At 28.5% G+C, this 12,022-nt stretch carries 12 protein-coding genes; 7 read left to right on the top strand and 5 right to left on the bottom strand.

Annotation, left to right across the window (positions count from 1 at the left end; translation table 11 throughout):
- The first annotated feature begins 37 nt into the window (after window positions 1-37).
- Window positions 38-1,036, top strand: a complete 999-nt coding sequence (locus BMUR_RS01295; RefSeq protein ID WP_013112786.1) for a LacI family DNA-binding transcriptional regulator — start codon at window positions 38-40, stop codon at window positions 1,034-1,036.
- A gap of 107 nt (window positions 1,037-1,143) precedes the next feature.
- Here the strand turns inward: BMUR_RS01295 and BMUR_RS01290 are convergent, their stop codons facing one another.
- Window positions 1,144-3,516, bottom strand: coding sequence for a glycoside hydrolase family 3 C-terminal domain-containing protein (locus BMUR_RS01290; RefSeq protein WP_013112785.1), 2,373 nt, complete (start codon window positions 3,514-3,516; stop codon window positions 1,144-1,146).
- 173 nt (window positions 3,517-3,689) lie between these two features.
- A complete protein-coding gene (locus BMUR_RS01285; RefSeq protein WP_013112784.1) occupies window positions 3,690-4,253 on the bottom strand; it encodes a GNAT family N-acetyltransferase in 564 nt (187 codons plus the stop codon).
- 160 nt (window positions 4,254-4,413) lie between these two features.
- Here BMUR_RS01285 and kdsA point away from each other — a divergent pair, with 160 nt between their 5' ends.
- From kdsA to BMUR_RS01255, 6 genes are all read left to right on the top strand, one after another.
- Complete coding sequence (kdsA, locus tag BMUR_RS01280; RefSeq protein WP_013112783.1) at window positions 4,414-5,229, top strand: 3-deoxy-8-phosphooctulonate synthase; 816 nt, start codon at window positions 4,414-4,416, stop codon at window positions 5,227-5,229.
- 273 nt (window positions 5,230-5,502) lie between these two features.
- Complete coding sequence (locus BMUR_RS01275; RefSeq protein ID WP_013112782.1) at window positions 5,503-6,177, top strand: cytidylyltransferase domain-containing protein; 675 nt, start codon at window positions 5,503-5,505, stop codon at window positions 6,175-6,177.
- Complete coding sequence (locus BMUR_RS01270) at window positions 6,174-6,557, top strand: GIY-YIG nuclease family protein (RefSeq protein WP_013112781.1); 384 nt, start codon at window positions 6,174-6,176, stop codon at window positions 6,555-6,557. Before BMUR_RS01275 ends, BMUR_RS01270 begins: the two co-directional genes overlap by 4 nt.
- A 190-nt stretch (window positions 6,558-6,747) precedes the next feature.
- Window positions 6,748-8,682: a methyl-accepting chemotaxis protein gene (locus BMUR_RS01265; RefSeq protein ID WP_013112780.1), complete on the top strand. Its 1,935-nt coding sequence runs from the start codon at window positions 6,748-6,750 to the stop codon at window positions 8,680-8,682.
- Window positions 8,683-8,897: 215 nt separating this feature from the next.
- Complete coding sequence (locus BMUR_RS01260; RefSeq protein ID WP_013112779.1) at window positions 8,898-9,695, top strand: transketolase; 798 nt, start codon at window positions 8,898-8,900, stop codon at window positions 9,693-9,695.
- Window positions 9,696-9,726: 31 nt separating this feature from the next.
- Window positions 9,727-10,644 (top strand): transketolase family protein, encoded by a 918-nt coding sequence (locus BMUR_RS01255; protein WP_013112778.1) that lies wholly within the window; start codon window positions 9,727-9,729, stop codon window positions 10,642-10,644.
- A gap of 74 nt (window positions 10,645-10,718) precedes the next feature.
- Here BMUR_RS01255 and BMUR_RS01250 read toward each other — a convergent pair whose 3' ends face one another.
- From BMUR_RS01250 to BMUR_RS01240, 3 genes are all read right to left on the bottom strand, one after another.
- Window positions 10,719-10,895 carry a (2Fe-2S)-binding protein gene (locus BMUR_RS01250; protein WP_013112777.1) on the bottom strand — a complete coding sequence of 59 codons (177 nt, stop codon included), beginning with the start codon at window positions 10,893-10,895 and terminating at the stop codon, window positions 10,719-10,721.
- Window positions 10,888-11,100 (bottom strand): (2Fe-2S)-binding protein, encoded by a 213-nt coding sequence (locus tag BMUR_RS01245; protein WP_013112776.1) that lies wholly within the window; start codon window positions 11,098-11,100, stop codon window positions 10,888-10,890. The genes BMUR_RS01250 and BMUR_RS01245 overlap by 8 nt, the downstream gene beginning before the upstream one ends.
- A gap of 67 nt (window positions 11,101-11,167) precedes the next feature.
- The gene (locus BMUR_RS01240) at window positions 11,168-11,698 is read right to left on the bottom strand and encodes an HdeD family acid-resistance protein (protein ID WP_013112775.1); all 531 of its coding nucleotides are present in this window, start codon (window positions 11,696-11,698) and stop codon (window positions 11,168-11,170) included.
- Between the last annotated feature and the right edge of the window lie 324 nt (window positions 11,699-12,022).

The raw sequence follows: 12,022 nt of genomic DNA, 5'->3' as shown, positions 1-12,022 counted from the left end.
TATATAATAGTATTTATTAGTATTAGAGGTGATAATAATGAAAAGCGGTAAGGGGTCAAATAAGAAAATTACAATGAAAGATATTGCTGAGTTAGCAGGGGTTACAAAAACTACTGTATCACGATATTTTAACGGAGGCTATATAAAAAAAGAAACAAAAGAAAAGATAGCTAAGATAATAAAGAAATATAATTATGAGCCTAATACTTTTGCAAGACTGAATGCAAAACAAAGCCGTATGATAGGCATTATAGTTCCGGCATTAGATTCTATAGTAGGTTCTAGGGTATTAACTGGTCTTGAGAAAACTTTCAGAGAAAAACATTATATGCCTATAATAATGAATACTAATCATGAAGCTTTTTTGGAACTAAAATACATAGAAAAATTAAAGAGGCTTAATGTTGATGGTATCGTTTTAAGTGCCACAGAAATAACAGAAGAACATAGAAAGTTATTAAAAAAGCTTGATATACCAATAGTTATTTACGGTCAGGAGTATAGCGATGGTATTAGCATAGTTAATGATGATTATAATGCAGGAGTGCAAATAGGGGAGTACATAGGAAGAAAAAAACATAAGAATGTAGGATTTATCGCAGTAGATGAAAAAGATGTTGCTATTGGAGTTACAAGAAGAAACGGGGTTTTGGACGGTTTAAAAAATTACAATATAATGGATGTAAGTATAGCAATGGCTGATTTTTCATATGAGAGTGCTATGAGGGCAGCTCAAGAGCTTTTAAAATATAAAAAATTAGATGCCATAATATGCTCTACAGACAGGCAGGCACATGGTGTATATAAAGTGATAAAGGAGAGAGGATTAAAAATGCCTGAAGATGTTTCTGTAATATCATTCGGCGGTTATGAAATTGATGAGATTATAGAGCCTAGACTTTCTACAATAAAATTTGATTCTCTTAATGCTGGTATATGTGCCGCAAATACATTGATAGATTTGATTAATAAAGTGCAAGTGAGAAAAGTTTTGTATATTAATTATGAGTTTATAGAAGGCGAGAGCGTGAGATAAATGTTAGTGAATATAAATATTAAAAAAAATAATTTATAGATATAATATAAATACAATGCAATTACTAATAATTAACTAGTAATTGAATTGTATTTATATCAATAAAATTAACTATTTAAAGTATTTAGAAGTTTCTCTATATCGTTTCTAGTAATAAGCCCGCAGCTCATAGTTGCCAATGAACGAAGAGGTGTTTCTAATATCATACTTTCAAACATCTTTTTTGTGTCTGTTTTATCATCTTTAAACATATCATTAAGTCCAGATAGCAGTTTATTATAGAAATCTTCAGCAATTTTTTCATGCATCAAGTCTGACAAATTATTATTAAGATTATAAGGTTTTACTGCTTTTATATTAATTGGCTTTAATTTTCTTTCCATTAATTCTTCAAAGTCTTCATCTGGTATATTAATATCTTTAAAATTAAAATAGCTTGGTATTCTTTTTTGATAATAGCTTTCGGCATTAATTTCTATATTTTTGCTTAATGGCAAATTTCTTGAAGAGTTACCTACAGATATTGTATAAATGCCGCTTTCTATTTCATATTTTTTTGTTTCAGTATTATAGAATGAAAAGCTTCTTTTGTTTAGTTTTAATATTACAGTTTTTGTTTCATTAGGCTCTAAAAATACTTTTATAAAACCTTTTAATTCTCTTTTTGCTTTAAATATATTATTTTCTGGTGCAGATACATATAACTGAGCCGCTTCGCAGCCGAATACATCTCCAGTATTTTGAACGTCAAATACAACATGTATATTATCCAAGCCTGCAACCGTATTTGCATCTGAAACTATTAAATTTGAAAATTTAAACGTAGTATATGAAAGTCCATACCCAAATGGGAATAAAACTTCCTTCTCTGCTTTATCATAATATCTATACCCTACAAAAATTGATTCTCTATATTCAACAGCTTTATTTCCTCCGGGAAAATATTTATAGCTTGGATTATCTTCCAAACTCAATGGAAAAGTTTCTGCTAATTTTCCGCTTGGATTAACTATTCCAAATATAATATTAAAAGCGGCACTTACAGCAGCTTCTCCAGCCAAATATAAATTAACTATTCCTTTTACTTTATCAACCCAAGGCATTAAAACTGGAGCACCTATTGAAAGAACTACAACTATATTTTTATTTACTTTTGAAATTTCTTCTATTAAGTGATTATGATTTTCAGGAAGATTAAGATGCTTTCTGTCAAATCCTTCGGATTCATATGAGTTTATAAGTCCTGCAAATATTATTACCAAATCTTTATCTTTTGATATATTGACAGCTTCTTGTATCAATGAATTATCTATTTCTGAAGAGTCAGAATTATAACCTTTAGCATAATTAAACTCTAAATTATTTTCTTTAAAATATTCTTCTGCAGTATCTATTTTGTATGCATTTATAAGTGAGCTTCCATTTCCTTGATATCTAGGTTTCTGAGCAAACTCTCCAATAACTGCTATTTTGCTTTCTTTTTTTGCAGGAAGTATTTTATCTTCATTTTTTAATAATACTATTGAGTTTTCTGCGATTTTTCTTGCTGTATTATGATTTTCTTCTTTATCGTATGTGAAATTATTATATATATTATCCATAGAATAAAGAGCGAAATATAAAAGTCTTTCTACGGCTTTATTTAATATTTTTTCATCTAATTTATTTTCTTTAATAGCTTCATAAACTTTTTTATCATCATATCCGTTTGTAGAAGGCATTTGCAAATCAAGTCCTGCCTTTAAAGCTTCAACTCTGTCATTAACTGCCCCCCAATCTGAAACAACAATGCCGTCAAATCCCCATTCATCTCTTAATATATTAGTTAATAAATATTTATTTTCAGAAGCAAATGTTCCATTAACACTATTATATGAACACATAACAGTAGAAGGTTTTGATTCTTTCACGGCTATTTCAAAAGCATATAAATATATTTCTCTCAAAGCACGCTCATCAACTACACTGTCTATTACCAGTCTTAAAGTTTCCTGATTGTTCGCCGCAAAATGTTTTAAACTTGACTGTATTCCGTTATCTTCTAAACCGCTTATCCAACCTGATGCCATTTTTCCAGCTAGATATGGGTCTTCAGAAAAATATTCAAAATTACGTCCGCAAAGAGGCGAGCGTTTTATATTTATACCCGGACCTAATACTACAGATACATTATTAGCTTTAGCCTCTCTTGATATAGCTTCGCCCATTTCATACATTATATTAGAGTCAAAAGAACATGCACTGCAGCAGGCAGTGGGAAAACAGGTTGAGGCTTCAGATTTCTGCAGAGTTAGTTTATCAGCTTCTGTACTTTGCCTTCTTACTCCATGAGGACCGTCTGTAAGATATATTGAATCTATATGCAGTCTGTGTATAGGTTTTGTTGACCAAAAATCTTTGCCGCTTAAAAGCGAAACTTTTTCTTCTAATGTCATTTCATTTATTATTTCTTTGATTTTTTTGCTGTATTTATTATACATAATAAGACCTTAAAATGTTATTGTATATTAAAATATTTTAATTTTATCAATTAATATTTTTAATACATATAGTGCTAATAATAATTGACAAAATATAACTTCTATACATTAATATGATAGTATAAATATTGCTGTAAATCAATAGCTTTATATCATCATTATTTTGATTAAAACTATTTCCATTTATCAACTTCATCTAGTCTGGGTTTGTAAATAGTATTGTATAATGTTTTTGTGATATTATCATGTTCTTCTTTGTTTTTTAATTTTCTGCTTGTCATTATTTTCATTTTTATAGATGATATTTTATTATTTTCATCTAAAGAAGGCATATCATATTCATAGTCTGCTAATATAAATCCGAATCTTTTATACCATTCTATACGTTTTTGGGCTGTTTCATTCAATTCATAAGGTTCTACTTCTATAACTATTAATTTATCTTTAAGCATGTCAAGTATTTTTGTTAAAACTTCAGAGCCGTATTTTTTTCCTCTTACTTTTTTATCTATAGCTAAATATTCTCCGAAATTAAAATTATCTAAATACCAAATCATAGTAAGTCCAATAGGTGTATTATCATCTAATACAGCATATAGTCTATAATTATTATTACCTTTATTTTCTAAAATCATATCGAAAGACCATCTTTCTTCTTTAGGAAAAGCATCATTATATAACTTTTTATAAAAATCTATATTTTCTAAATTATATTTCATTTCTATTAATTTAATCATAATAATCTCCCAATATAATATTTAGTCCGATTATATACTATTTTTATAATTAAGTAAATATTGTTTTCATAAAAAATTATTTAATAATCGGCTTATATATTTAATTGACTTTAATAATGAATATTGTATTATATGCATAATATTTTTTAAGGATATAATAATGATTTTCGACTATAAAGGTATAACCAATAAAAATAAAGATTTAATATTTGTAGCAGGTCCATGCGTTATAGAAAGCGAAGAGATGACTATGACTATAGCAAAAAAGTTAAAAGAGATAAAAGATAAATTAAATATACAATTAGTATTAAAGGGGAGTTTTGATAAGGCAAATAGAACTTCTTTATCATCTTTCAGAGGACTTGGAATGAAAGAAGGGCTTCAAATACTTCAAGATGCCGGAAAGGAATTTAACCTTCCAACTATAACAGATATACATGTACCTACTGATGCTGAAGAAGCTGCTAAGTATGTAGATTTTCTGCAGATTCCAGCGTTTTTGTGCCGACAAACAGATATGCTTAGAGCGGCATGCGAAACTAAAAAGGCGGTTAATGTAAAAAAAGGACAGTTTATAAGCGGTTATGACTGCAAATATATAGCGGATAAATGCTCTGATGCCATTGATGAAAAAAGGTTTTTTTTATGTGAAAGAGGTACTATGTTCGGATATGGTAACCTTATAGTAGATATGAAAAACTTAGAGATAATGAAAAATTATGCACCTGTTATGTATGATGCCACACATTCTTTGCAAATGCCTTCTGCCAATAACGGACAGTCTGGAGGGGCTAGAGAGTTTATACCTGCACTTTTAAAAGCTGCTGCTGCTTTAGGAGTGGATGCTGTGTTTATGGAAGTGCATCCTAATCCTGATAAAAGCCCTTCTGATTCTGGAACTATATTTGATTTGAGTAAAGTTGAAGAGTTATGGGCTAGCGTAATAAAAATTAATGCTTTAGTTAAAAATATATAATAGACTTATTTCAAAACTACTTTACAAGATTAAGTATAAAATTATTTAATTTTAAAATTATAAACATAATGTTTTACATGTTGTATATTTTATCATTTTAATATGTAAATATGCAGTCTTTTTGCTTCTTTGTGTCACGCCACGGGCGGACAGCGTCCAAAAGAAGTGGGGGTGTGGGGGCTAGTCCCCACAATCATAAATAAATTTAGTTTTGAAACAAGCCTAATATATTTCTATTTTTATTATTCTGTATTAATTAGGAGTAAAAATAAAATGAAAAAGATAGTTATTATTCTTGCTTCGAGGCTTGGTTCTACAAGACTTCCAAAAAAAGCATTGAAACCCATGGCTGGCTGCGATAGTATGCTTGAGCTTATTATAAAGAGATTGAGAAGTTCAAAAAAAGCTAATGATGTAGTTGTAGCTACAGAAGAAAAATCTTATGATAGTTTTAAAAATATATTTGATAAACTTAAATGCAGTTATTTTGTAGGAAGCGAAGAAGATGTTTTAAATAGATATACTAAAGCTGCAGAAAAGTTTAATGCCGATATAGTTGTGCGTGCTACAGGCGATAATCCTTTAGTGAGCATAAAGGCATTGGATATGATTGTTGATTATCATATTGATAAAAATGCAGATTTAAGCCATTATGATTTACTTCCTTACGGTAGCGGAGTTGAAGTTATTAATTATGAAGCATTAAAATATGCTGATGATAATTCTAAAGACCCTTTCGAGCATGAACATATTACACAGTACCATTATAGACATGCCGATAAGTTTAAAATAGAAAATCCGAAAGTTACTGAAAGTTTTGCCATGCCGGATTTAAGAACTACAGTTGATACAATAGAAGATTATAATAATGTATGCAATATTTTTAATAAATATAATAATGATATATATATAGATGTTGATACTATTATAAGCGATATAATAAAATGAAAGAAAATAATAATTATTGGTATGTTTATATAATACTTTGCGAGGATAACTGTTATTATACAGGAATTACAAATGATCTTATTAACAGATTTACAAAACATAAAAATGGTAAAGGTGCTAATTATACAAGAAGTCATAAGCCATTAAAATTTTTATCGGCTTGGGAAGTTGATAGTGTAAATATAGCTTTAAGCATTGAACATTATATAAAAAGTGTAAATAAAAAAATTAAAGTTTTATTTGCAGAAAATAACAGGCTTCTTAAACAGTATTATATTAATGATATAAAAACTAAAGGAAAAAAAGATTATAGAAGTATAAGCATTAGAAGTGTAAATAAAAAAAAATTAGATATTATTAATGCTATGTCAAATAAATAATATATTTCTTATAATATTATTGACATTATTAAATTTTATGTTATTATGACAAATGGGAGTATTATTTTGTGATTAATTGTATTATAAACACACTGCAATCTAATTAATATATAAAATATTTTATCTATAATATGGTAAAATATTTTTTTATATTATTGTTATATATAAGTTTATATAATGGAGTGTATGTATGTTTAAAAAAATGGGACTTCAGTTTCAAATTACATTTATAATCTTAGTTCCGATTATACTTATTATCATAGCTTCAAATTTGTTTATACAAATGTATGCAGGTAAAATAAGCAAAGAACTCTCATATAAAGTTTTAGAAGAAACTTCTCTTAAAGAGGCTTCAAATATAAAGTTTGGTATAGAAAAAGATCTATATAGTTCATTAGGATTAAAGATAAATTTAGAAAATCTATATAGAAGAGGAATCAGAGATAGAGAAACTTATAAACAATTAACATCTGTATTTTTCAATAGTCTTCCTGATGATATAAATGGTCTCTCAATAGCTTTTGAACCTAATGCTCTTGATAATGATTCAGATTATACAAATTCAGAGTACAGAGCTGCTAATGGCAGATTTAATTATTATATATCAAGAAACGGCGAAGCATATTTATCAATAGATACTTTTAATGTTGACTACTATACAGAACCAAAAAGAACTGGTCAAACATATGTATCTGGAGTTTATAATTCTACAGTTAATGCTGATACTGTGTTATTTACTTTATGCATACCTATAATGCCGGATAATAAATTTATAGGTGTTATTTATGTAGATATATTTATAGATTCTATTACTTCTATATTAGAAAATATTATTCCATTTGAAGATACAACAGCAGCATTATATGATCAAAATGGTCTTGTAGTGTATGATAATTATAATATGAATAATGTTTCTAAAAATGTTTATGAAGTATATCCTGATTATAAAAATTATGGAGTATTTGATAGTATTAAAAAAGGTGAATTATTATTAATAGAGGCACATAGCAGTGTTTCTGGTGAAAATCTTGTTTATGCATTTGCACCAATAGAGATATCTAAAGGAGTTTATTGGTGTTTAGAATTGGCTTCTGCAAGAGAGGTAATATTGAAAGACAGCTATATCATGAGAAATGTACTTATTATAGTATTAATTGCTATTATTGCAGCATTAGTATTGATTGTACCATTCATAATAGGAAGAAAAGTTTCAAATATAATATCAGCATTATCAAAAGATATTTTGGCTATGTCTGATGGTGATTTAACTAGAGGTATTCCTAAGCATTTTGATAAAAGAAAAGATGAATGGGGTGATATAGCCAGAGGCTGGGATAAAGCTATGAATAATTTTAACAAAGTTATTAATACTGTAAAAAACTCAGCTGAGCAAGTATCTACTGCTGCTAATGAAGTTTTAATAGGAAATAATGATTTATCTGAAAGAACAGAATCTCAGGCTTCTAGTTTGGAAGAGACAGCAGCATCAATGAATCAAATGGCTAGTGCTATTAAAGAATCAGCAGAAAATGTTGCAACTAGTACCTCTATGGTATCAGAGGCGAAGGAGCATTTAAACAAGGCAGGAGAAATAGTAGAAGACAGTGTAAGCAAAATGAATGATGTTTATGAGTCAAGCAATAAGATTATGGATATTACCAAACTTATAGAAAATATTGATTTTCAGACAAATATACTTGCTTTAAATGCTTCAGTTGAGGCGGCACGTGCCGGTGATCAGGGAAAAGGTTTTGCTGTAGTTGCAAGCGAAGTAAGAAACCTAGCACAAAATACTCAGGAATCAGTAAAAAATATTACTTCATTAATAACTGACAGTAATGAAAAAATTAATTTAGCAGCAAAAAGTGTTAAAGAATCTAAAGATATATTTATGGAAATATCTGAAAAGATGGACAATGCTTCCTCTTTAATGGACAGAATAAATACAGCAGCTCAGGAACAGGAAAAAGGAATAGAACAAATAAATATAGCTATTAATAATATGGATTCAGCATTGCAGAAAAATGCTTCTTTAGTTACTGAAGCTGCTTCAGCATCTGAGTCATTATTAAATGAAGCTAATGAGCTTATTAAAGCAATAGAATATTTTAAATTAAGAAACTAAATAAATTATTTTTTATATATAACTTGGGGTTTACTTTTAATATGATAATCCCAAGTTATTTTTATGCTGCAGGCAGATATTTGTTGCGTTAAGAAAGTTACGTAATAAAAAATAAATATCAATGTTATTAATAAATCATTATCAAAATACTTTATTTGACAATAATAAAATTTTATTATATCATCTAATATAATTTTATTTTATAAGGAATTATTATGTCTTCATTAAATACTCAGATAAGAAAAGATATAGTAAGTATGGTTTATAATGCCAATTCTGGTCATATAGGCGGCTCATTATCATTGGTAGAGATAATGCATACACTATATTTTAAGATTATGAACATAGACCCTAAAAATCCTAATATGGACGGAAGAGATATACTTATAATGTCCAAAGGTCATGCTTCAGCTGTACTCTATTCTACATTAGCACATAGAGGATATTTTCCAACAGATGAACTTTTAACTTACAGAAAATTAGGTTCAAGACTTCAGGGGCACCCAGATAAAAAACATTTGCCGGGTGTTGAAGCTTCTACAGGTTCTTTAGGTCAGGGCGTTTGTATTGCAGTTGGTACTGCTTTAGGATATAAATTAGACAAAAAAAATGGTAAAATATTTGCTATAGCAGGCGACGGAGAGGCACAGGAAGGCAGTTTTTGGGAATCAGCAATGGCTGCTTCTAATTATAAACTTGATAACTATACATTAATAATAGATAATAATGGTCTTCAGATAGATGGTAAAAATGATGATGTTATGAGTTTGGGTGATTTAGAAGCCAAAATGAAAGCATTTGGTTTTGAAACATTTATAGCTGACGGACATAATGAGGCAGAACTTGAAGAAATATTTAACAAAAAAGTATCAGGTAAGCCTAAATGTGTAATAGCTAAAACTGTTAAAGGGAAGGGAGTTTCATTTATGGAAAATGCTGCAGGCTGGCATGGTAAAGCTCCTAATAAAGAAGAATATGAAAGAGCTATGGAAGAATTAAATAAACTTGATTAATTAAATAATAAATATTTAAGGAATTAATATTATGGAAAAAAAGGCAATAAGAAATGCTTATGGTGAGGCTTTAAAACGCCTTGGAGAAATAAATAAAAATGTTGTAGTTTTAGACGGAGATTTATCAGGCTCTACTATGACAAAGATTTTTAAATCTGCTTTTCCAGAGAGATTTTTTAATATGGGAATAGCAGAACAAAATATTATGGGAGCAGCTGCCGGACTTGCTATAGATGGTAAAATACCTTTTGCTTCTACATTTGCTATGTTTGGTGCAGGACGTGCTTTTGAAATTATTAGAAACTCTATTTGTTATCCTAAACTTAATGTTAAAGTAGCAGTTACTCATGCTGGTATATCTGTAGGCGAAGACGGAGCTAGCCATCAGGCTGTAGAAGATGTATCAATTATGCGTTCTATACCAAATATGACTGTAATAGTGCCTTGCGATGCTTTAGAGGCTGAAAAAGCTGTATTTGCTGCTGCAGAGTTTGACGGACCTTGTTATTTAAGAATGGCAAGACCTGCTACAAATATAATTACAAATGAAAATACTCCTTTCAAAATTGGTAAAGCTAATGTATTAAGAGAAGGTAAAGATATATGTATATTTGCTTCTGGTATTGTGGTTCCTGAGGCTTTAGAAGCTGCTCAAATGGCTGAAAAAGACGGAATATCTGTAACTGTTGTTAATGTACATACTATAAAACCTATAGACAGAGAAGTTGTTGTTGATATGGCTAAAAAGCACAGTAAATTAATTAGTGTTGAAGAGCATTCTATAATAGGCGGGCTTGGTTCTGCTATATCTGAAGTTTTAACTGATGAATACCCTTGCAAATTAATAAGACTTGGTATTAAAGATACATTTGGGGAATCTGGAACTGTTGATGAGCTTATGAATAAATACGGACTTAATGCTAAGGCTATATATGAAGCTTTAAAATAATAAAGTATAAAAAATAATAATATAAAAGGAATAGATAATAATTAATTTTCTATTCCTTTTTTGTATAATAAAATTTATTTAAGTCTGTCTTTAAAAAGATCTTTTAATTTATTTCGACATCCTCCGCAGGCAGTTCCAGCCTTTTTTTTTACTACTTCTTTTAAAGTGTCAATGCCATATTCTTTTTTTAGTACTTCTATCTCTTCTAATGATAATTCCTTGCATTGACATATAAACTTATTATCATTCATCAATTTTTATATCACCTGTTTCTTTATATTCTGCTAGTAAGTCTTTTATGTCTCCTCGGCAACTCCAGCAGGTAATTCCAGCCTTTGTGCAATGCATAACTTCTTCAAGAGTTTTAAGTTCTTTTTCTTTGATTGCTTCTATTACTTCTTTATATTTTATATTTTTACAAAAACATAACGTGCTGTTTATATTCCTTTGAAACATAGATATTGCTCCCAACAATTAAATTAACGTCTATTTTAACAGAATGAATAATAAAATCAATATATTTTTATATTTTAAAGAACTTACCATAAGCAAACCATAACTGTAATGTTATTATACCATAAAGCACTAAAGATAATCCAAGAACAACGCTTACATATACAGCACCAAGCAGCGGATTAAAAGCTAATATGATTCCGGCTAGTAATGTAAGTATTCCGCTTATCATTGGAAGTCCCCATTGATTGTATCCTTCTTTTTTTAATTCAATTGAAGATGATATTGCAACAACTCCTCTTACTATTACAAAAAAAGCAGCTATATAAGGTACAAAAGCACCGCTTATTTGCAGATTAGAAATTATTATAATACCGCATAAAGCAGATATTATACCATCAAGTAAAATCAATGTAGAACCTGATTTATGTTTCAAGCCAAAGAAATAAAATATTGAACTTATTCCAGAGAATATTGTCAAAAAACCTATAACATATGCAAGCATTAATACTGTTTCTATTGGATTAAACATTGTAGCTATACCTGATATTATTAATAAAATACCGAATATTAACCATAGAACTCTTCCTAGTTTTCCCATAATATAAATCCTTTTATTAAATATTTTACTTAAATGATAATTTAATATATAAAAAAGTCAATAGATTTGTTTTAAAAGTAGATGAAAATATTGTATCTAAAACTTCTTTATATTATATTATAAAAGCATAGTTTTTTTTTCATAAAATAAATAGTAAGCTTTTGTAATTTAATGCGGTATTAAATAAGTTATAATACTACAGTAAAAAATACTATAAATATTAATGGATTTAATTTTGAAGTGAGTTTAATATTGTAAATTATGATTATTTATATAAAATTAGTTTGTTTTTATATTTTATAAAACTAAATTATTTTAATGATA

Origin of the sequence: Brachyspira murdochii DSM 12563, from assembly GCF_000092845.1 — a bacterium.
Taxonomy (GTDB): domain Bacteria; phylum Spirochaetota; class Brachyspiria; order Brachyspirales; family Brachyspiraceae; genus Brachyspira; species Brachyspira murdochii.
Note: the sequence above shows the minus strand (reverse complement) of the source record. Positions and strands in the feature narration are given on the sequence as shown.